Annotated in this window: 16 protein-coding genes, 1 tRNA gene and 1 pseudogene; 6 read left to right on the top strand and 12 right to left on the bottom strand. The window is 64.1% G+C overall.

Annotated elements, in window-relative coordinates:
* Positions 1-3 precede the first annotated feature (3 nt).
* From dctP to ACNS84_RS03710, 5 genes are all read right to left on the bottom strand, one after another.
* Positions 4-1,287 carry a TRAP transporter substrate-binding protein DctP gene (gene dctP, locus ACNS84_RS03730; protein WP_435073492.1) on the bottom strand — a complete coding sequence of 428 codons (1,284 nt, stop codon included), beginning with the start codon at positions 1,285-1,287 and terminating at the stop codon, positions 4-6.
* A gap of 1,065 nt (positions 1,288-2,352) precedes the next feature.
* Entirely contained in the window at positions 2,353-4,560 is a 2,208-nt protein-coding gene (locus ACNS84_RS03725; protein WP_435073491.1) for a type B DNA-directed DNA polymerase, read from the bottom strand.
* A gap of 3 nt (positions 4,561-4,563) precedes the next feature.
* Complete coding sequence (locus ACNS84_RS03720) at positions 4,564-4,821, bottom strand: DUF8156 family protein (protein WP_435073490.1); 258 nt, start codon at positions 4,819-4,821, stop codon at positions 4,564-4,566.
* Positions 4,821-5,519, bottom strand: a complete 699-nt coding sequence (locus ACNS84_RS03715; protein ID WP_435073489.1) for a P-loop NTPase family protein — start codon at positions 5,517-5,519, stop codon at positions 4,821-4,823. Before ACNS84_RS03715 ends, ACNS84_RS03720 begins: the two co-directional genes overlap by 1 nt.
* A gap of 199 nt (positions 5,520-5,718) precedes the next feature.
* Positions 5,719-6,708, bottom strand: coding sequence for an NAD(P)/FAD-dependent oxidoreductase (locus ACNS84_RS03710; RefSeq protein WP_435073488.1), 990 nt, complete (start codon positions 6,706-6,708; stop codon positions 5,719-5,721).
* Between the two features lie 614 nt (positions 6,709-7,322).
* Here ACNS84_RS03710 and ACNS84_RS03705 point away from each other — a divergent pair.
* On the top strand, positions 7,323-8,060 hold the full coding sequence (locus ACNS84_RS03705; protein WP_435073487.1) for an SDR family oxidoreductase: 738 nt from the start codon (positions 7,323-7,325) through the stop codon (positions 8,058-8,060).
* 254 nt (positions 8,061-8,314) lie between these two features.
* Positions 8,315-9,522 (top strand): annotated as a pseudogene (locus ACNS84_RS03700) (MFS transporter).
* Between the two features lie 45 nt (positions 9,523-9,567).
* Here ACNS84_RS03700 and ACNS84_RS03695 read toward each other — a convergent pair.
* The 3 genes from ACNS84_RS03695 to thrS form a co-directional block, all read right to left on the bottom strand.
* Positions 9,568-10,299, bottom strand: a complete 732-nt coding sequence (locus ACNS84_RS03695; protein ID WP_435073486.1) for a class I SAM-dependent methyltransferase — start codon at positions 10,297-10,299, stop codon at positions 9,568-9,570.
* 79 nt (positions 10,300-10,378) lie between these two features.
* Positions 10,379-11,545: a pyridoxal-phosphate-dependent aminotransferase family protein gene (locus ACNS84_RS03690; protein ID WP_435073485.1), complete on the bottom strand. Its 1,167-nt coding sequence runs from the start codon at positions 11,543-11,545 to the stop codon at positions 10,379-10,381.
* A 133-nt stretch (positions 11,546-11,678) separates the two neighbouring features.
* Positions 11,679-13,655 carry a threonine--tRNA ligase gene (gene thrS, locus ACNS84_RS03685; RefSeq protein ID WP_435073484.1) on the bottom strand — a complete coding sequence of 659 codons (1,977 nt, stop codon included), beginning with the start codon at positions 13,653-13,655 and terminating at the stop codon, positions 11,679-11,681.
* Between the two features lie 101 nt (positions 13,656-13,756).
* On the opposite strand from thrS, the gene ACNS84_RS03680 reads away from it, so the two are divergent.
* A complete protein-coding gene (locus tag ACNS84_RS03680) occupies positions 13,757-14,737 on the top strand; it encodes a PLP-dependent cysteine synthase family protein (protein ID WP_435073483.1) in 981 nt (326 codons plus the stop codon).
* Between the two features lie 30 nt (positions 14,738-14,767).
* Here ACNS84_RS03680 and ACNS84_RS03675 read toward each other — a convergent pair whose 3' ends face one another.
* Together ACNS84_RS03675 and ACNS84_RS03670 are read right to left on the bottom strand one after the other, a co-directional pair.
* Positions 14,768-15,190, bottom strand: coding sequence for a CoA-binding protein (locus tag ACNS84_RS03675; protein WP_435073482.1), 423 nt, complete (start codon positions 15,188-15,190; stop codon positions 14,768-14,770).
* 42 nt (positions 15,191-15,232) lie between these two features.
* Complete coding sequence (locus ACNS84_RS03670) at positions 15,233-15,835, bottom strand: RAD55 family ATPase (RefSeq protein WP_435073481.1); 603 nt, start codon at positions 15,833-15,835, stop codon at positions 15,233-15,235.
* A gap of 211 nt (positions 15,836-16,046) precedes the next feature.
* Between ACNS84_RS03670 and ACNS84_RS03665 the strand changes: the two genes are divergently transcribed.
* Positions 16,047-16,121 (top strand) — tRNA-Arg (locus ACNS84_RS03665).
* A gap of 383 nt (positions 16,122-16,504) precedes the next feature.
* Here the strand turns inward: ACNS84_RS03665 and ACNS84_RS03660 are convergent.
* Together ACNS84_RS03660 and ACNS84_RS03655 are read right to left on the bottom strand one after the other, a co-directional pair.
* Positions 16,505-16,720 carry a hypothetical protein gene (locus ACNS84_RS03660; protein WP_435073480.1) on the bottom strand — a complete coding sequence of 72 codons (216 nt, stop codon included), beginning with the start codon at positions 16,718-16,720 and terminating at the stop codon, positions 16,505-16,507.
* A 635-nt stretch (positions 16,721-17,355) separates the two neighbouring features.
* Positions 17,356-17,772: a DUF302 domain-containing protein gene (locus ACNS84_RS03655; RefSeq protein ID WP_435073479.1), complete on the bottom strand. Its 417-nt coding sequence runs from the start codon at positions 17,770-17,772 to the stop codon at positions 17,356-17,358.
* A gap of 472 nt (positions 17,773-18,244) precedes the next feature.
* Between ACNS84_RS03655 and ACNS84_RS03650 the strand changes: the two genes are divergently transcribed.
* Together ACNS84_RS03650 and ACNS84_RS03645 are read left to right on the top strand one after the other, a co-directional pair.
* On the top strand, positions 18,245-20,422 hold the full coding sequence (locus ACNS84_RS03650; protein WP_435073478.1) for a PAS domain S-box protein: 2,178 nt from the start codon (positions 18,245-18,247) through the stop codon (positions 20,420-20,422).
* A 285-nt stretch (positions 20,423-20,707) separates the two neighbouring features.
* Positions 20,708-21,946, top strand: a complete 1,239-nt coding sequence (locus tag ACNS84_RS03645; protein WP_435073477.1) for an MFS transporter — start codon at positions 20,708-20,710, stop codon at positions 21,944-21,946.
* Positions 21,947-21,967: the final 21 nt, after the last annotated feature.

Genomic DNA, 21,967 nt, shown 5'->3' with positions numbered 1-21,967 from the left:
GACTTAGATTTGATCCAGATAGTCGTCCCACCAGGCGTCGAGCGTGAAGTTCTTCGACTGGTTGGGCACGCCGCTCTCGCGAGCGATGTCGTGGAGTTGATCGAAGAACCCGTCCGTGAACTCGTCGTGAACCCGACCGATCGCGTCGTCGTAGAGGTCGCGGTTGTCGGCCGGATTGACGGGTTCCCGCCACGCGTTGAGGTCCTCTTCGCTCAGCCAGTTGACCTGCACCGGTTCGTCATCGGGACCCTGCGTGTGGAAGTTCGAGCCCTCAACGGGTGCATCGGGGCTGAGCCCCTGGTAGCGCTCGTACATCCGATCGGTGCGCTGGATGCTCTGTTCGGCCAGGCCGGCCGTGACCTCCGCGAACGCCGTCCGCTCGGCCTCCGAGAGGCCCTTGAGGAAGTCGACTCGACACCAGATGGGGTCGAGACCGGGTGCCCACTGGGTCAGCGTCACCTGCGCGGTGATCGACGTTATCTGGGCCGCGACGGCGTAGGGCGTGATAATCTCTAGGCCGTCGACGACGCCCGACTTCATCCCCTGGAGCGTGTCGGAGAAGGAGATGGTGATCGGATTCATTCCGAGCTCGTCGAATGCCGTCGAGATGACCTCGCTCTGGGTGGTGCGGATCTTTCGATTCTCGAAGTCGGCTGGCGAGGTGACCGGGGTGCCGGGGTCGCTGCCCGTACCGATGAGGTGGGCGCGGTAGCCCGGCGGGTCGAAGCCGACCGGGACGACGTTGTACTTCTTCGCGAAGGGCACCCAGTAGTCCTCCCATGTGGTCGGGTGGACGAAACTGTAGCCGATGGAGGCCCGCTGGTGGACCGGGAACGTGTACGGGATGCTCCAGATTTCGTTCTCCGGCCATATTTTCGCGGAGTTGGCGACCGAGCTGCTGCCCAACTGAATCACCTTCGAGTCGAGCTTCGACATGCAGGACTGCTCGCTACAGAGTTCCTTGCTGTCGATGAGCGCCATGTCCGGGGCATCTTCTCGCGCGTCGAGTCGCCGCTTGAGCTCGAAGACGGGATAGACGAGTCCACAGCCCTCCGACTCTTCGGACTGGTTCTCGTCGAAGTCCCAGCACGTCGTATCGGGGTTCTGAGTGCCGGCCCAGCGGACTGTGGCACCGGCGCCACTACTGGTCGTGTCGGTGCCGCTAGTCGCGCCGCCCAGACACCCGGAGAACCCGGCAGCGAGGGCGCCGATCGAAGCCGTCCTGAGGAGGTCGCGTCTGGAGTGGCCGGTCAATGTGTCGCGTCCGTCAGTGTGTTCGTCTCTCATGGTGTGTGGGTCGGACGTGATGTTCGCCCGTCGGTCCGGTCGCATCGGCGGGGTATCTGGACCGTGCGTCGAGCATCAATCGTCAGTCGACTACACGTACCTGACTGGGGGTCATACCTCTGTCTCACCCGACACCATCTTCCGAGACGCGTGACGTGCGGAACAGGGGACAAATCGGCCAGTATATGAATATTGTTGCCCATACTATCGAATATGTTCGAATATGTCTCCGTTTCGACCGACAAACACGGCATACATTCAGCTATCTGCGGCGAAACCGCCGTGCGTTCGCCCTGCGAATGGATGCAATACTTGTCAGTTGTTGAGCGATCGAGCCCACGAGTCAGCGGACGGCCGTATCTGCGCGCTCGAAGCGAGGACTCCACGACAGCCGATCTCGCGGCCGAGCGGCGAGCGGGCGCGGCGATCGACGACGCAGATACGCGCGCGTTTCGGAGTAGCGCACAGGGGTCCCCCGGGGGTGCGCGATGCCACGCGCCGGCGTGTAGGAGACTCGCCGCCGCGATCGCGATCACCGAAAGCGACAGCCAACACTAAATATCGGCCACCAGACAAAACGCACTACGTGACTACGATCAACGCGTCCGACTACCACGCCGCCGACTGGGTGGGTTTCGACTGGTCACCGTGGCTGAGTCTGAACCCGGCCGACGGCGAACTCTCTCGCCTCTCCACGAATCCGGGGATCTACCGTGTTCGACACTTCGATCGAGACGGCCTGACGTATATCGGCCAGACCGGTCGCAGTCTCCGCGGTCGCGTACGGGCCCTCTCAAGGTGCTACAAAGAGGAAATGCCGAACACGGACCCGCAACGTCGCGGCACCGAGTCTCTGGGCCGTACAGCAGGAGTACGGGCCCGCCTTCCAGGTCTCTGTGATCGAACCCGACGACGTCGACTTCGACGCCGCCGAGTGAATCTGCAAGCTGCGCTACGACGGGCAACCCGAGCGAGAGCGGATAGCGAGCGACCGGATCGGTGCGCGCTGGCTGGAGACGGAAGCGAAGTCAAAGAGATGTCCAGGTCGACGCGTCGGAACGGTTCTCAGCGGTTAGGGTCGCTGCCGCAAAAACTCGCTAATGTCTCGTCGGTCGTCCCACTGAGGTACTGACGAATCTCAGCCTCGCGCCAGCCGACCGGCGCCAGCACGCTCTCGACGGCGCGCACGACGGCGTCCTCGTACCATGCTGTGTCGTACCGTCCCAACTCCTCGAACTCTAATCGAACTCGCGACGCGCCCCGCGCGTCCGCGTCGACGACCACGTACCGGACGGTCTGTCCCGGAGCCACCCCCGCGCCCTCGATCCGTGCTCGCTGTAACGCTGCGACGGTGAGCGTCGCCATCGAGTACTCGTCGACGTCCTTCGACACCCGGTTGTCGACGACGAGCGCACTGGGCTCCACCTCGCCCGCCCGTAGCTCACGGAGGCGACGCCGAAGCACGTCACACACCGCCTCGGGCGAGCGCGTCTCGTCGAACGTACGGAGCGCCTCGCTCTGGACCTCTTCGACCCACGCCGGCGTCGAGCGCTGTCGCCCCTCGATGCCGCGCGTCTTGACCGCGTCCCCGAGTCCCGTCTCGGGATACGCCTCGCCGCGGCGCTTCCCGAAGTACCGAGTCAACGCCCCCGACTCGGAGCGTCGCATCGGGCAGAACGCCACCCAGTCGAACGCGTATTCGTACTCTAACTCGATCCGCGCCGCCTCGCTGATTTCGGCCGCGACCGTCTCCAGCGACCGTTGGTCGCGACCGGCAACGGGCGTGACCCAGATGGAGTCGACGATGCCGTGGACGACGCGCCAGCCGGCCTCCTCTAATGCGGCTTTCGCGTCGAGGAGGAGCTCGCGAGCGAAGGCGTTGATCGCTTCGTGACACTCGATGCGGCCGAATTTGGCGTTCGAAAAGCCCTGATACCCGAAGCAGGAGACGAGGATCCACTTGATAGCTGAGGAGGCCGCCGCCAGGCGCTCGCGCTCCTCGCCGTCGGCATCGGGAATCCGCTCTTTTATCTCGCTTCGGGCGTCGATCAGCGGACCGAGTACCTCCGGCAGGTAGCCGTCCCGATCGCAGATCGAGTACCCCAGCCCCGGCACGTCCTCGGTGTCACAGCAGCCACAGCGCACGGTCTCGGGCGAGATGTTGCGCGTCCGGATGATGTTGGGATACAGCGATGCGAAGTCGAGCTCGTGAACGTCCTCGTGCACGCCGACATCCGGGGCGAACGTCGTCCCACCTCGGTCGGCATCGTCGAGCGTCGCCGCCGTTTTGAACAGTTCCGGCCGCCACGCTCGCCACGGGACGAGCACGTCGCGGCTCCGAGCCTCGCGGATCTGCATGGCGGTCAGGACCCGCCCGATAGAGGCCCAGCCGAGTTCTTGCAGCGGCAACCCGGAGCGCTCGACGAGGTCCAGACACCCCTCCAGCCCAGACTCGTGATAGAAGAACGAGTTGGACTCGTCGATGATGGCGCGTCCGGGGACCGCGTACCGGGCGGGCGAGTGCCCCACGTTGCCGTAAGAGGTGTACGTCGACGCGCCGGCAAGCTTGGTGTAACCCGGTCGCCGACCAAGGTCGAACTCGACACCGTACGAGTCGGCCGCCTCGAACAGCAACGGGACGAGGTCCGCGGTCGAGACGACCAGCACGTCCGGGTCGCGGTCGTCGAGGACCGCCCGAACGCCGGCGACGACCTCGCGCGGCGTTGACCCGACCCGGTCGCCGTCGACGGCAAGTTGCGGCAACGATTCGATACCCGACTCGTGCCGGGGGAAATCGAGGCGCAGCGTTCGCAGGTCGCGCATCGAGCGGTCGGGGCCGGCCGCCGTGCCTGTTTCGAGGCAGAATCGCAGCTGCCGCGTGAAATCGACGTTGTAGCAGGTGTAGGTATCCGCCTGTCCGAACTGTCGGACTCGCTTCGCGACCGTTCGGACCGCTTCGATCGACGTGACATCGACGCGGAGCAGTGGCCGAGCGTCCGTCCGGAACGTCTGCCGGTGTGTCTCGACGTCGAGGCTGACGACTGCCTCCTGGCCGTCGAAAAAGGATCGGAGCTCGCGAAGTGCATCAGAGAGTCCCTCCCGTGGCGGTGGTGTCGGAGCAGACCCGCCCGCTTGTCCGTAGAGGTCGCTAGCGGTATCACCGACGAACAGCGTCGGCTGATAGTCCGCGTGAACCTCGCGAGCGACGCTGTCCGGGGTGAGCGTCCACCGGGCGACGCGTCCATCGCCGAGATAGTCGAGCGTGAGCGTCACTGGCTATTCGTCGGCGAGAGAATCGACCCGTGACTCCAGTTCGGCGATTCGGCGTTCCTGTTCGAGCGCGATCGCAACCCACACCGGAGCCAGTGGGTCGGAGTGGTTGAGATTCCCGGCGGCGTCGGCGTGATCGCGAGCGTACACGAACAGCTGGTCGAATCGGGATTGATCCTTACGGCGGAGCGCTCGTCTGAATGCGCCCCACTCGTCTTCGATCGCTCCTAACTGGTCCCGGTACGTCGGGGTTGTCCGACCCATTACTGCATCCCCGGCGTAGCCGTTGTGCGTGCGACGGTGGCGCTCTCGTGCATCCGAGCGCGGTGCTCGAGCACCTCGCGCCAGTACGCGAGCGTCGTCTGCATCCAGCCGTCCTCGGTGTGGTAGACGAGCGTCTCCGTCTCGCCCGAGGCGTCCTCGAAGCGTGGTCCGAAGGGCGTCTCTTGGCACTGGAGGTGCGTCGTCGCGGCCCGGCGCAACGGCCGCGAGAAGTCGTCCTCGCGGCACCGCGTCACGATGACCGGCACGTCGTGGACGCGGGCGACGCGAGCGACCGACGCGATCGCGCGGATGAACAGCTGCTCCGCGAGCTCGCGGTCAACGTCGGCGGCGCGGTACATCCCGTCGAGGCCGGTCGCGACGACGACCGACGGTGACTCTCGGGCGGCCAGCCGGCCGACCAGTCGATCGAGGAGCGAGGTGTGTTGATGGGCCGTGAATCCGCGAGCCACTTCGACGCGGTCAAGCACGCGATCAGCCGGGGCGAGTTCGCGGAGGCGGCTCGTGTTCGCCCCGTTCGCGCCGTCGACCCAGAACGCCGAGCCGTCGGCACCGAGGACGCGGTCGAGCAGGAGCGCCTGAACGGGCGTGACACCGAGTTCGTCGTCGACGTCGACGAGCGTGACGCCCGGCGCGAGGTCCGGGAGAGTGGCGGTCGGTCGTCGGGAACGAGTGGGCATGTTAGCGCCGACGGGAAGATAGCTAAAAGGGGTGAGCCATGGATGGGCGGTGAAAGTGGAAGTGCCGACAGCGTCGGAGCTGTCGCGCTGGGATCACGGGCGCTGCGGTACCAATTCGGCCGAAATCAAGGCACCAAGCCAGTATTCAGGAAACCGATCGTCGACGACGACGGAGCGAAACAGAAGGCCGCAAGAGTGATTAGTCGCCGGGGGTCAGTACGCGCCACGCGATTGAGGGGCGGAATAGCGACGACGGGGGCTTCTCCATGGTGACTACCCCGATGAACGCCTCGACTAAGCTGGAATCGGTATGGGCTTTTCTGAGTAACCGCGAGAGATACCAGTTGCTCAGATCGGTCCCTCGTGGTTTCTCTCCTTCCGTTCCATCGAACCTGAGATCCGATCCGGTGGCGACCATCCATGCCGGATCCACGGCCGTTTCGGCCCGGGCGAAAAAGTCGAGGGCAAGCGTCTCGTGGGGAGCATTTGCGAGCGAATGATGGAGTTGCAGGGCCTCCAGAGCGGCCACAGACATGCCCTGACCGAAAATCGGATTGTAACTGGCGATCGCGTCGCCGAGCACCACCAAGCGGTCCGGGAACTCGTCCAATTCCTCGTAGTAATGGCGCCGATGTGACGGAAACGGGTAGTACTCTATCTCCTCGGAGATCCATTCGTGCTCGGTGAGTATTTCCGTCAGGTGTGGAATCGGAAGGCTCGACGCGAACTCTTCGAATCCGTCGCGGTCGGTCGGCGGATGGTCCCCGAGCATGCCATGAATATTCACTAACCACCGATCGCCTTCGACAGGAAAGGCCGATCCACCCCGAGTTCGCGGAGGATCCGGCGTCGTAATAATCGCCCGTCTGTCGTCCCACGGGCGCCGGACGAGCGTCGTGCTGTAGGCTACATCGACGTGGACTTCCTCGACTGTCGGGGATTGGAAGCCGTGCTCGTCGAGCCACTTCGGAGTGCGACTCGCGCGGCCGGTTGCATCCACGACCAGGTCCGCCGTCAGTTCAGTCGCTTCGCCGTTTTCCCCACGGATGATGACTCCCGTCACCGACGACGACCCCTCGTCGAAGACGTAATCGACGAATTGGCAATGTGAACGGATGTCGATGCCCTCAATTTCGGAGACGAACCGGCGAACGTTCAGTTCGATGAGCGGACGACTCGCCGAGTACATCGGATGCCGATCCGGTGTCCGGTCGCTCCCACCGCCGATGTATCCACCTCGTTCGTAGACCACCCAATCCCGAATGAGATCGGTCCGTAAGCCACCGGTCGAGAGGAGCGCTTCACCGAACCCCGGACACAGGTCCTCGATGGTGTCGCTACCGGCCGTCCAGAGGACGTGCGGATGATTTCCCTGCGGCACGCCGGGGCGCGGTGAGGGCTCGTCGGGCAGGGGGTCCCGCTCAACTAACGTGACGCGCTCGTATTCGTCTGATACCACTCTGGCCGCCAACAAACCGGCCATACTTCCCCCGACGACAACAGCCTGACCGTCTTCGCCCGAGATTCGAGTGGGATCGTACCTCGGTATTTGTGCTAAGGTCATAGTGGTCAGCACCCCACTTCGCCTCTACTCGTCGAACCGTGATAACGGTTAACACGATCGGCGATTGATCCGCGTGGCGAAGGCGGATACGCGGCTTCGCTGAACTCGCGTCTGCCGTTCAGCGCGCCGTCTCCGAACTCTCAAGCACAGTGGAGTTCAACAGATTCACCGGTTTCAGCCCCGCGTCCGGCGTCGGCCCGACGCGACCTTTTATACTCGACGTCGACGACGGACCACGCATGGGCACGCTCGACGGAACCGCGGCACTGGTGACGGGCGCGAGTTCGGGTATCGGCGAGGCGACGGCGCGCGAACTCGCGGCGGACGGCGCAGACCTCGTGTTGGTGGCTCGCCGCCGCGAGGCGTTGGAGTCGCTGGCGGCGGACATCGAAGCCGAACACGGGACGAGCGCGGTGGTCGCCGACGGCGACGTCGGCGACCGGGCGACGAGCGAGGCGGCGGTCGATCTCGCCGTGGACCATTTCGGCGGCCTCGACGTGGTCGTCGCGAACGCGGGCGTCGGTCGCGGCAGCGACGTCGAGACGATGACCGACGAGGAGTACTTCAGCATGCAGGAGACGAACGTCGACGGAACGTTCTTCCTCACGCGGGAGGCGCTCCCGTATTTAACAGAGAGCGAGGGAACACTCGCCGTGGTCGGAAGCTTCGCGGGTCAGTATCCGCGCTCGTTCAACCCGGTGTACGCCGCGACGAAGTGGTGGGTCCGGGGCTTCGCACACAGCGTCGCGGCGCAGGTCGGCGACGAGGGCGTCGCCGTGAGCGTCGTCAACCCCTCCGAGGTCCGGACGGAGTTCGGGAGCGAGGACGGCGAGCCGTTCGAGGAGCGGTTCGAGCCCGGAACGGTGACCGAGCCACAGGAGGTCGCCGAGGCCATCGCGTTCGCGGTCACGCGCGAGGGGTCGTCGGCACAGGAGATCGACCTCTTCCGTCGCGACAAGTTCGGCGACACGCTGTAGTAGCGGACCGGCGAGGTCGACGGCGACGGGCCGGGTGCCGCCCTCACGTCTCGCGGCGCTCGATAGACGCGCCGCACTCCGGGCAGACGTCGTCGCTCCGCGCGACCGCGAGGTCGCAGTCGGGACAGAACCGACGGTCGCAGGCGGGATCACCCATGCCGGGAGAACGCGCGGCGCGATGCAAAAACCCGGCGCCGATTCGGATGGGTCCGTCAAAACGAAATCGCTTTTAAACGTCTCCGAACCGATCCGACGTGAGCAACGCCGACAGGCGGTCGCAGTTCTGGGCGCTCTACGTCACTCGGTTCGCCGAGGGGTTCGGGTTCATCACCCTGATAACGCTGCTCGGTCCGTACATCAACGCGCTCGACCCGCAGGGGATGACGGTGCTCGGAGTCTCCATCTCCGCCGGGTTCGTCATCGGGATGTACACGAGTGGCTTCACGCTGGCACAGACGGTCGCCGTCGTCCCGCTGGCGTGGGCTGGCGACCGGTTCGACAAGCGAACCGTCCTGCTGTGGGTGGTCGGGGTGGGTGCGGGCGTCTACGCGCTGTTCCCGCTCGTCGACTCTTCGGCGTCGTTTATCCTCATCCGCGCGCTGCAGGGGGTCGTCGTCACCGGAGCGGGGCTCATGACGCTCTCGCTGGTCGGTCAGATTGCCGACGTGGGGACCCGCGCCGACAAGATCGGAAAGGCGAACGCCGCCGCCTTCGCGGCCTCCATCCTCGGGTCGCTGTCGGCGGGGGGCATCTACGACGCGGTCGGTTTCGAACCGGTGTTCACCGTCATCGCGGCGCTGATGGTCGTCGCCTGGGTCATCACGTGGCGCGTGCTCGACGACGACGACACTCGTGTCGAGGGGTTCCCCTTCTCTGACCTCGCGGTCAACCGAAAGCTCGTCACCGTCTCGACGTTCCGCGTCCAGTACGCCTTCGCCGTCACCATGGTCCGGACGTGGATCCCGATCTCCGCCGGGACGTCGATGGCCGGGGGCGGGCTGGGCGTCGCCGGTATCGCCATCGAGGTCACCGTCACCGCCGAGAAGGCGACGAACATGGTCGGACAGCTGTTCACCGGGCGCCTCTCCGACCCTACGGGCGCTCACTGTTCGTCTTCGCCGGCGGCGGCGCCTACGGGGTGATCGCACTCGCGATCCCGTTGGCCTCGGGAGTCGGCGCGGCGCTCGGCGCCGACGTGACGGTGCCGATCGTCGGCGAACTGCCGCCCGCGTACCTCCCGCTGGTTGTGTTCTCCGGACTGCTCGGCGTCGCCGACTCCTTCCGCGAACTCGTCTGACACCCCGGCTCCGTCGCCGGCCCGCTGATCGCCGGCTGGCTGATGGTCGAGGTGAGCATGGCCGCGGTGTTCTACGTCGGCGGCGCGTTCGCGATCACCGGCGTACTCGCGTTCGTCGCCGTCCTCGTGAACGATCACGGACGCACGGCGCTGACGACGTGGTAGGGGCGCTCGTCGAGCGATGCGGATCGGCGGGAGAGACGCGAGGAACTACCCGTCGCCGCGCTTCCGGAGCGCGGCGCGATAGTGGTACTCGTTCCCCTCGTCGCCGCGGACGACCTCCGCTATCTCCCAGTCGGTCCCGACGGCGGCCTCGCGGAGTCGACCCGGGCTGAACAGCCGAAGCTGGAGGATCGGGTTCGTGTCGCCCTCGTACTCGAAGAACATCACGCGGTGCGCGAGCCCCGGCGTCGGGTCGTCGCGGTAGCCGACGAGGTCGGCGGTCGCGGGGTGCGTAGGGTCGTAACAGTCGACGACCGCGGTCGCGTCGGCCGTCGTCACGTGCGCGAGGTCGCCGAGGAACGCGGTGAGTCCCCGCATCGATCCGGCGAGGCCGAGTTGGGTCCCGTTCGCAAGCGCAGATCCGAAACGATCACGAGCGAACTGCTCCCGAAGCGCGAACATGTCTCCCTCGCGGGCGTCCTCGACACCGCGGTCACGCATCGTCTCGACCAGCGCGGGACTCGGTTCGAGCGCGACCGTCTCGAACTGCTCTTGGAAGTACAGCGCGTGCCGACCCGTGCCCGCGCCGAGGTCGACGAGCGGCCCCTGGAGCCAGGAGGACAGCCACTCGTGAGCCGCGTCCTCGCTCGGGTCGAACTCGGTGAAATAAAACGCCTCGATCGGATGCTCAACCGTCTCGCCGCCGTCTCGATGGAGCAGTGGCTCGTCCCGCTCCCCGTGGAAGTGGTCGCGGATCGCGCGACCGAAGGCGTCCGTCATGCGTCTTGTTTCTTGACTCGTCGTGAAAAATCGACCGTGAGTTGGGCACACAGACGCACGCCCCAGGGGAGTCGACCGCTCAGAAGCCCTGCTCGTCCAGCGCGTCTTCCAGTGCCGCCAGCACGTACTCGACGTTCTTCGGACGGGCGGAGTGACCCATGCAGCCGATTCGCCAGATGTCGCCTTCGAGGTCACCGAGCCCGGACGCGATCTCGAGATCGTACTCGTCGAGGAGGTGCTCGATGACGGCGCCGTCGTCGACGCTGTCGGGTACGCGCACGGCGTTCAGGCTCGGGAGCCAGTACTCCTCAGAGGCGTTCATCTCGAGTCCCAGATCCCGCAGTCCCGCCTTCAGGTCGCCGGCGATGTCGCGGTGGCGGGCCCACCGCTCTTCGATCCCCTCTTCGGCCACCAGCCGGAGGGCCTCGCGGAGCGCGTACACGTTCGTTATCGGTGCAGTGTGGTGGTACGCACGGTCCTCTCCCCAGTACCCCTCCAGCAGCGAGAGGTCGAGATACCACGACCGAGCCGGCTCCTCGCGCGACAGCACCTTGTCCATCGCCCGGTCGTTCAGCGTGAGCGGGCTCGCGCCGGGCGGACAGGAGAGACACTTCTGCGGGCCGGAGTAGGCGGCGTCGACGCCCCACTCGTCGACGCGCATCTCGACGCCGCCCAGCGAGGTGACGCAGTCGGCGATCACGTACGCGTCGTGCTCGTGGGCGATGTCGGTGAGCGCGGGCACGTCGGGCTGGAGCACGCCGGTCGACGTCTCGGCGTGGACGAAGCCGAACACGTCGGGCTGGTGCTCGTCGAAGGCGCGCTCGACATCGACGGGGTCGAGGGGCTCGCCCCACGGCGCGTCGACCTCGACGACATCTCCGCCGGCGCGCTCCGCCATGGACTTCATTCGACCGCCGAAGTAGCCGTTCGTCGGGACCAGCATCGTGTCGCCCGGCTCGACGAGGTTGCCGATGGCCGCCTCCATCGACGCCGACCCCGTTCCCGAGACCGGAATGGTCCACTGGTTGTCGGTGCGGAAGGTGTAGCGGAGCAGCTCCTGGACCTCGTTCATGATCTCGACGAACGAGGGGTCGAGGTGGCCGACCAGGGGGGTGCTCATCGCCCTGAGCACCCGCGGGTTGACGTCGCTCGGGCCGGGGCCCATCAGCGTGCGGTCCGGCGGCGTCAGCTCCCCGACGTCCGGGGCCTCTTCGTCGACTCTGTGTTTCGGTTGGGTGTTGCTCATACTAGGTTTCCCGACGTTGACGGTCAAAAGTACGGCGGAATGCGATCGAGGAGGGGGGCCGCGAGCGGATCGGAGGAGGCCACGAGCGGATCGGAGGAGGCCACGAGCGGATCCGTGGGACGCGACGCGTGAGTTACTCGGCGTCGACGAAGTCCGGCGTCGTCCGCTTCGCGTCGCGCTCGTCGACGAGGTGATCGACGAAGGCGTCGAGGTCGACGTCGCCGCGCTGGTTCTCGAAGCGGTCACGCACCGAGACGGTGCCGGACTCCTCTTCGTCCTCGCCGACGATGACCATGTACGGGAGCCGGTCGTCGTGCCCGGCGCGGATCTTGCGACCGACGGTCCAGTCGCGGTCCTCGACCTCGACGCGGAAGCCGGCGTCCGCCAGTTCGTTCTTCACGCGGTGCGCGTAGCCGAGCGTCTCGTCGGAGACGGGGAGGATGCGGACCTGTTCGGGCGCGAGCCAGAGCGGGAAGTCGCCGTCGAAGTGCTCGATGAGGACCATGAAGAAGCGCTCGTAGCTCCCGTACAGCGCGCGGTGGATCATCACCGGCTGGTGGTCCTCGTTGTCTTTGCCCGTGTAGGTCAGGTCGAATCGTTCGGGCATGTTGAAGTCGAGTTGGACGGTGGGGCCGTCCCAGACGCGACCCAGGGCGTCCTCGAAGCCGAAGTCGATCTTCGGGCCGTAGAAGGCGCCGTCGCCCGGCTCGACGTCGTAGTCGTAGCCGCCGGACTCCAGCACGTCGCGGAGCTGCTCCTCCGCGGACTCCCAAATCTCGTCGCCGCCGACCGACTTCTCCGGGCGGGTCGCCAGCGCGACCTCGACTTCCAGATCGAGCGTCTCGACGACCTCGAAGATCATCTCGATGACGGACTCGATCTCCTGACGGATCTGATCCGGCCGAGCGAACAGGTGTCCGTCATCGATGGTGAACGACCAGACGCGCGAGAGGCCGGAGAGCTCGCCGCGTTGCTCTTTCCGGTACACCTTCCCGTTCTCGAAGTAGCGCTGTGGCAGGTCGCGGTACGACCACGACTGCTGGTCGAAGATGGTGGCGTGGCCCGGGCAGTTCATCGGTTTGAGCCCGTACTCCTCGTCGTTGACGTCGAGGAGGAACATGTCGTCCTTGTAGTTCTCGTAGTGGCCGGACTGCTTCCACAGTTCCGTCCGGAACACGTGGGGCGTCTCGACCTCCTCGTAGCCGTGCTCCCGGTTGAGTTCGTTCGCGAAGTTCGATAGCTCGCGGAGCACGGTCTTGCCCGGCGGGTGGTACAGCGGGAGCCCCGGCCCGGTCACCGTCGGGATCGAGAACAGGTTCATCTCCTGTCCGATCTTCCGGTGATCGCGCTCTAACGCCTCCTCGCGCAGTTCGAGGTGCTCCTCGAGGTCCGATTCCGAGGCGAACGCCGTCCCGTACACGCGGGTCAGCGTGTCGTTCTCCTCGTCGCCGCGCCAGTAGGCCGCCGAGACCTCCAAGAGGGTCGCCGCGCCGATATCGCCGGTCGACTCGACGTGGGGGCCCTGACAGAGGTCCTGCCAGTCGTCCTGTACGTAGAAGGTCACCTCCTCGCTGTCGGCCTCCTCGTCTAAGATCTGCCGCTTGTACTCGTTGTCGGCGTAGATCTCTTTGGCTTCCTCGCGCGACCGGACCTCGCGCTCGATGTCGTAGTCCGCCTCGATGATCGCGTCCATCTCGTCTTCGATGGCGTCGAGGTCGTCCTCGTCGAGGTCGACGTCCGTCACGTCGTAGTAGAACCCCTCGTCGGTCGCGGGACCGATCGTGAGTGTCGCTTCGGGGTGGAGTCGCTGGAGGGCCTGCGCGAACACGTGGGCGGCGGAGTGGCGCAGCACCGTCAGGTACTCGTCGGACTGGTCGGTGACTATCTCGATTCGCGCGCCGTCGTGGACCGTCGCGTACTTCTCGACGAGTTCGCCGTCGATCTTCCCCGCGACGGTGTCGCGACCGAGCCCCGGGCCGATCTCGAAGGCAACGTCCTCGACTGTCGCCCCAGCCGGTACGTCCAACTCTGATCCGTCCGGAAGGACGACCGTCACGTGGGCCTGCGCATCGGTCTCGCTCATACCTCTTCGGAACCGGACGAGGGGCATAAGTTTGTTCGATCCCCGGCAACGCCCACCGCCGACGCCGACAGGGGACGGTCGGCGCAGTCATGGAAACACGCAAAAGGACCGGTACCGATCGTGCGAACATGACAACCCATCGGGAGCCCCTGTCGTCGGTACTGGAGACGATAGGGGAGACGCCCCTCGTCCGGGTGCACGACTCGCCGTCGGCGGTGCCGGTGTACGCGAAGCTGGAGTCGTTCAACCCCGGCGCGAGCATCAAAGACCGCATCGGGAAGTACATGCTCGAACACATGCTCGAGCGCGGCGACGTCGGCGAAGGCGGCACCGTCGTCGAGCCGACCGCGGGCAACACCGGTATCGGACTCGCGGTCGCGGCGAAACAGCTCGGGCTGAACGCCGTCTTCGTCGTCCCGGAGCGATTCTCGGTGGAGAAACAGCAGCTGATGCGCGCGCTCGGTGCGGAGGTGGTCAACACCCCCAGCGAGGACGGGATGGGATTCGCCATCGATCGGGCCCACGAAATCGCCGACGAGCTCGACGACGCAGTCGTCCCGCAACAGTTCTCGAACCCCCTCAACGTCGAGACCCACTACGAGACGACCGCCCCGGAGATCGACGAGGCGTTAGACGGCGAGGTGGGTGCCGTCGTCGCCGGCTGCGGCACCGGCGGGACGCTGATGGGGATGGCGCAGTACTTTCGCGAGCGCGACCCCGAGACCCACGTCGTCGCGGTCGAGCCCGTCGGCTCCGCGTACCGCGAGTTCCTCGGCGAGACGGTCGACCACGAGGAGTACAAGACGGAGGGGATCGGCACCCACGACATCGAGACCAACGAGCTGTTCGATCCCACCCTCGTCAACGACATTCGACCGATCCCCGACCGAGAGGTCCACGAGGAGATGGGCCGGCTCGCGGCCGAAGAGGGGCACCTCGTCGCCTCCTCCGCGGCCGCAAACGCGATCGCGGCGAAACGGGTGGCTCGCGGGATACGCGACGGCGAGATCGACGCACCCCACGACGCCGTCGTCACCGTCTTCGCCGACTCCTCGGAGCGCTACCTCTCGAAGGGCGTCTATCGCTCGTTCGAGGAGTGGGAAGGGTAGTCTCAGATTAGCGTCGAATCGGTTCGGGCCCTATCCGCGAAGCCGCCTGTGCTCAACTTTCAGACACCGGTCCTGCACTACCTCGATCCCGTCGGCCTCGGCGGCGGCGGCCGCCTCGTCGTCACTGATACCGAGTTGCAGCCACGCCGCGCCGGCGTCGCCGCGCGCCGCGTGTCGCGCACGCACTTGGTCGAGAATCTCGGGCACCTCCTCGCTCGGTCGAAACACGTCCACGAGGTCGATGTCAGCCTCGACGTCCGCGAGCGAGTCGAACGCCGGTTCGCCGAGTATCTCGTCCGCGAACGGGTTTACCGGGATGACTCGATACCCCTGCCGCTGGAGGTACGCCGGCACGTCGTGGGCCGCCTTACCGGGAGTCGTCGAGCAGCCGATCACGGCTATCGTCTCGGCGTCGAGCAGTCGGTCGAGGTCCTCGTCGTCGGTGAGAGGCATAGCTGCAGGTACGCTATCGCGCGGATTAAATCGCCCGGCGACTCAGGCGAGTCGAATCTCGGGGTCGCCGTCTTCTGGGACCTTGATCACGCCGTCGAAGAGCTGTTTCAGCGTGTTCATCGCCTGATCGTCGTGAGCGGTCGAATCGATGCTGAACAGTCCCAAGCCGTTCACGCTCTGGATGCGTCCGGTGAACACGTGGAGGAAGCGGAACACGGTCTGCAGGTCCGAGTACATCAGCAGCGTCGACAGGGAGTGGACCATCACGCGATTCTGATCGATGCCGCGGTCGCCGAACGCCTGGAGGAACTCCGAGAGCTTGATCCCGATCCCCGTCATGTCCACCGGGGAGGAGGCGTACTTGATCCGGTCCGATTCGCGGACGTCGTTGACGCCCTGCTGGCGCGTGACGCAGTCGACGACGGCGACCGGTTTTCCATCGTAGGGCGTTCGCTTCTTGTAATCTTTCAGCACGCGGTCGGCGCTGTCCTTCGTGGTGACGACGATGGCGCCGTCGCCGCGATCGGTGCCGGCGGCCAGCACGTCCATCATCATGGACCGCTTGCCGGTCAGCGGCGGACCGGTGAGAAGAATGTTCGTTCCGGGTTCGACCTCCTCCTCGAAATGTGGCCGCAGGTTATACATGGTCGCACCTCTGTGACGGGGGGAATCCGAGCCGCGCGTTCGGCTGGAAGGCCGTGCGACCAAGGAACATCTACTACGAGTCCATTCTCCGTCCCGATAATATTCTTTTTGATCGCCCACGAACGCCCGATCGATCGGCAGACGCGCTGTGTGCTTTCGAACGCTCCCGAACCGCGGGACTTAACACGACCAACACGATATCACAGATTACGGGCGCTTAGCTCAGTCTGGATAGAGTGCTTGGCTTCGGACCAAGTTGCCGCGGGTTCAAATCCTGCAGCGCCCATTCGAGATTAAGTCGAATTGAGGTAACATAGAATCACCTTCTAGAGCCGTCTACCGACCCCAATTCGTCGTATTCGCGTTTCTCAAAATCGCTGATTTTCTGGCGACCAATTATTGCTGAAACCGGCCCCGCTGAGTCGGGCGATTCGCTCCGCAAATCGGGGTGATCTGCAGTGAGTCTCGGAAACGAGACGAACGGCGGCACCACGCTCGCGGCCAACGGACCCGGTGAATTCTGGTGTCCTGTCTGCGGCCAGAAGTGTACGCGCAACCAGAACCTCTGGGAAAGAGTACGGCTACGCGCTCGACTGTCCCGAGCGTCCGGCCGACCTCGATAATCCCGACGAAAAGTGACGCGTGCAGCTGCGCGCCAGGTCGCGTTCGTTATCGCTCTCCGAAGTCGACCGTGTAGCCGTTGTTACGAAGTGCTTCAACGAGGTCATCGTCAGGCTCGATTTTGAATTCGTGGAACGAGTTGGCCGGGCGATCGGTCGTGTACAGTTCTGAGTCGATATTCTCTGGAATCTCGTTCTGATGCGTGTTCTCGTAAACAATAACAGGTTGACTGGACAGGTGCTTGGGTCCGCTGTTTTCTGTCATCTGGATATGGTACGTTAGGACTATTCGGCTATTTGTATTCCGGATCCAGGTTCGGTTGAGATGGCCACTTGCGAAAATCACGCACGCCGATCTGAGTGGCTTGGCGCAGTTCTGGATCGATGATTTCCCCACGTGAAGAGGATCACGCCGGCTGCAGTTATACATAATATTGGAATTTATATACACATCCCTACACATTAAAAAGCTTTGCAGGTCACGGACTCCTGATTCGACGGGAGTGCCCCTGAGAACCTCGGAAGTTCTCCACGACCCGATTACTTTGAGCGTTCGAGTCGCTCCCGTCGAGCCTCGAACGCTTGGTCAGTCAGGTCACCACGAGCGTCCGCCATCCGCAGTTCCTCCATCGCGGTATTCCGAGGCGACTGCGATGTCGTTACGCGGCGGAAAGCGAGGTATTCCCAGCCCAAAAGGGCACAAAGGAAGACCACCTGAACGAGCATGCCGACGAGTGGCTACCATCCGGTGGTCGTCTCATACCCGCCCATCATTCCTACGTATCCAATCTTCCCTCCGAAGCCTATCCCCATCGTGAGGAGGGGGAGGACGATGATCGCTCCGAGGATACTGAGGGCGATGGTCGTCGTATCGAATTGGGTTGACGAGGCTCTCGTTACTCAGGCCTCCGTCGGTGACTCGAAGTCCTCGGCGATGCTCGCGAGGACGCGCTCGAACCGTTCGTTGACCTCGGTCGCGATCGAATCGAGCGCCTCGTTATCAGCTATCCCGACGAGCTGTTGCGGATCGACGGCACTCACCATGATGTCACCGTCATCAGTCTCGTAGACGATGACGTTACACGGAAGGAGCGCACCGAGTTCGATGTCTTCGGTCAGGCCCTCGAGCGCGAGAGGTGGGTTACACGCCCCGAGGATGCGGTACTGTCGAAACTCTTCGCCGAGCTTCTCTTCGAACGTCGCTTGCACGTCGATATCACTGAGGACGCCGAATCCTTCGTCTTTGAGGGCGCCGATAGTCGTCTCGATGACCTCGTCGAACTCGCCGGACACGGGCACCTGTATTGTGTACTCCATACAATACACTTCGTTGTTGAGAGCCTTAACTGTTGGGGCCCCGAAACGATCGCTCCGATTGGGAGCATCCGTCTGGGAGGTTACCGAACGGTCCACCCACACCGACCTCCCTGATGCAACGTAGTTCGAACGCGTCGATCCGAGCGTTCGCCACAAGTCCAGCGCTCTCGAAAAACGACAGCGCCGAGGTAGCACACCAACCGTCCGATGAGTTGTTGCTCTCGCTCGAGAGTCACTGGAGCGGTGGTCGCGGGAATCCGTGCACAGCCACACGGGTGACAAAATGGGAATGCGCTTTTAAATGACACAGAAGCCGCTGCTCAACGATGAGTCCGAGGGAGAAACCCAGACTGTCTGTCACAAATCCGGGCCTGAATGCAGGGATGGAGACAGCGAACCGACCGTCGCATCGTCATGATAACGGAATTACCACCATGAATATATACAACGAAGCAGAATTATCTCATTATATATGCCGGGTCCAATTCGAGTGCTTCACGTCGACGACGACCCGGAGTTCGTCGAATTGGCGGCGGAGCTCACTGAGCGGCAGAACGAGAGCTTCGTCATCGAGACGGCCACGAGCGTCCGTGAGGCCATGGAAAAGCTCCCGGGAGAGTTCGATTGCGTGGTCTCTGATTACAACATGGCCGAGACGAACGGTATCGAGTTCTTAGAGCTGTTCCGGGAGGAGTACCCGAACCTCCCCTTCATTTTGTACACCGGTAATGGCTCGGAGGAGGTGGCGAGCGAAGCCATCTCGGCGGGAGTGACCGAATACCTTCAGAAGTCGGGCGGCGTCAAACAGTACGGTCTCCTCGCGAAAAAGATCGAGAATGCAACCACTCAGTATCGATCGAAGCGCTCGCTTGAGGCCAGCCAGAAGCGGCTCTCGCTGTTCATCGACCAGTCTCCCCTTGGCGTCATCGAATGGAGCATGGAGTTTACGGTCATGCATATGAACGAGGCCGCAGAGAAGATTCTCGGGTACGACGAGGCAGAACTGGTGGACCAATCCTGGGAGACGCTCGTGCCGGAATCCGACCAGATGCCGGTCGAGGCGGTGGTTAGCAAACTCAGACAAGCCCACGGTGGGTACCATAGCACCAACAAAAACGTCCGGAAAAACGGTGAGGAGATCCTGTGTGAGTGGCACAACCGGGTCGTCACCGACGACGGTGAGGTCGTGGCCATCTTCTCACAGTTTCAAGATGTCACCGAGCGCCATCGTCAGCGCCAGGAACTAGAGCTGCAAGCAGATCTGTTCGAGAAGGCCCAAGCTATCGCCCAAGTGGGGGCCTGGGAATGGGACCTGCGAACTGGCGACTGCTTCGGGACCTCACAGGCCGCCGAGATTACGGGCTTGCCCGCGGAGTTTACCATCGAGTCCCCGGAAGAGTGGCTGCCGTTCTTTCACTCCGAGGACCGCTCACGGCTGAAGGACGCGTTTGAACACGCAGTCAGTGCGGGTGAGGAGTACGACGTCAAGGTCCGCGTGATTCGCTCGCCGGATGATCTGCGGTGGGTTCGAGTGCGTGGGGAACCACAGTACGAGGACGGCGAACCGATTCGCATCCGCGGGACGATGCAAGACATCACCGAGGAAAATGAGCGAGAGTTCGAACTGAGAGAGACGAATCAGCTCCTTTCGACGCTGTTCAAGACGACTCCGGTCGGTGTCGCAGTGCTTGATCCCAGTGGCGCAATCACTCGAGCGAATAAGCGTGCCGAGGAGGTGCTGGGGCTCACCGAATCCGACCTCATCGAGCGGACCTACAACGCCCCGGAATGGGAGATCCACGACGAGAACGGGGCGGAGATTCCACCCGAGGAACTCCCGTTTTCGAAGGTTATGGAAACGTGTGGACCGGTCTACGACTACGAGCACGGTATCAAGTGGCCGAGTGGACGCGACCGATGGCTGTCTATCAACGCGGCTCCGGTGACGAACCGGGACGGCGAAATCGAGCAGGTGATAACGACCGTCAACGATACGACCGAAGCCCGAGAATTCAAGCTCAGGGTTGAACGGAAAAACCAGCAGTTAGAGGAGTTCGCCCGAATCGTCAGTCACGATTTGCGGAACCCGTTGACCGTCGCACAGGGGCGACTCGAACTGGCGCGTGACGACCACGACAACGAGAATCTCGAATCGGTCTCCAGGGCACACGAACGGATGAGAGCGCTCATCGAGGATCTGCTGAAGCTCGCCCAAGAGGGGAAATCAGTCGAAGTTGTCGAACGGGTCGACCTCGACCAGCTCGGCCGAGAGTGCTGGGAGACGGTCGATTCGAAGGGTGCCACCCTTGACGCCGACAGCGGACTCCTCATCAAGGCCGATCGGTCGCGACTCAGACAACTGATCGAGAACCTCTTTCGGAACGCTATCGAACACGGCGAGGTCGACGTAACCATTTCGATGGGGCCGCTCGAGACCGGATTCTACATCGAAGACGACGGCCCCGGCATCGCGGACGAAATCAGTGAGGACGTGTTCTCGGCCGGCTTCTCGACGGCCAGTGGCGGCACCGGGTACGGACTGAGCATCGTCAAGGGAGTGGTCGATGCTCACGGGTGGGAGATACGGCTCACAGACGGCCCGGCTGGTGGCGCGAGGTTCGAAATCACCGGTGTCGACTGCGCCGACTGAGCGCGGTGGAATCGGGCGCGCCTCGGTCTGTGGAGTTCGGAGACCGTCGACTGCCGGAAACACGGCTGCTCATCGGCACTGCCTCAGACCCACCTGCGCATCGCCGAACGACGCGTGCACCGGACAGCGGGTGAGTCACGAGAGGGTTCGACTGGATACGTTCGGTGGTTATCTCGCGTGCAGACCCGACTCTGGAGAACTGACCCCGGTGAGCCGACGCGAATCGATCCACGGCGTCTCGCGAGATGCAAACGATGATGACCCCGCTGACGAAATCGTGGCGTGATGGGGGAGTCGCCGCTTCGCTCCGGGCGTTCGGTCCCGTCAGCGAGCGTGCTTAAATACTACTTTTATAAAGCCACCAAGGCTGTCGAGTTCTACCGGCCCGTCATGTACCTCTTCTTTCTCGCACAGGGCCTCACGTTTACCCAAATCGCGATTCTGGAGGCCATCTACAATCTCACGACCGTCCTCGGTGAGATTCCGACCGGGTACCTCGGCGACCGCATCGGGCGTCGAAACAGCCTCCTGTTCGGCACGGCACTCATCGCGGCGACGCTCGTCGGTATCGGCTTGACGAGTTCGTTTCTCGCGCTCTCGGCGCTGTACGTCTGCTGGTCGATGGGGTACAACTTCCGGTCCGGCAGCGAGGACGCGTGGCTCTACGACACGCTCACCGACGACCTCTCCGAGGACGAGTTCGCGAGCATCCGCGGTCGCGGGGAGTCGGTTTCGCTCGCAATCGGGGCCGGTGCCGCCGTTCTCGGCGGCTATCTCGGGAGCCTCGACCTCTCGTACCCCTGGTTCGTCGCCGCCGGCGTGACCGGCCTCGGCGTGGTCGTGTTGCTCACCGTCGAGGAGCCAGCGGCCTACGAGGAGAGCGGCGCCGAGAACGTGGGGCTCCGGGAGACGCTCGACATCGTCCGAACGGTGCTGACTCAACGAAACGTCCGGGCGCTCGTCGTCTACTACTACGTCCTCTACGCGGCGGTCACCTACCTCGTGTTCGTGTTCCTCCAACCAGTTTTCGAGACGGTCGTCGTCGACCTCGGGGTGGCGCCCGCGCGGGTGGAGTCCCTACTGGGCATCTTCTACGCGGCGTACAGTCTGGTGGGAGCGGCGCTCAGCTACCACACCGGCACCATCCGTGAGTACGTCGGGATGCGAGCGTGGTTCGTCGGACTCCCGTTCGTCGTCGGCGGGGCGCTCGCCGGAATGTACTTCCTGCCGGTGTTAGCGCTGCCGACGTTCCTCCTCGCGCGTGGGCTCGCGGACGTGACTCGGTCGTTCGCCACGCAGTACGTCAACGATCGGATCGGGACGGTCGGCCGGGCAACGGTCCTGAGCGCCATGGCGATGGTGAGCGGCCTGAGCGTGATTCCGTTTCAACTCGGAAGCGGCGTCATCTCCGACGCCGTGTCGCCGCTGTTCGCGTTGGCGGTCGCCGGTGGCGTCCTAATCGTCGGATCGGGAATGATACTCGCGTGGGAAGCACCGATATCGATCGACGGGAACGGGGGGTAAACGCCGCTCGCACGGTCGCAT

Source organism: Halorubrum wangae (assembly GCF_051194135.1).
Taxonomy (GTDB): Archaea; Halobacteriota; Halobacteria; order Halobacteriales; family Haloferacaceae; genus Halorubrum.
Note: the sequence above shows the minus strand (reverse complement) of the source record. Positions and strands in the feature narration are given on the sequence as shown.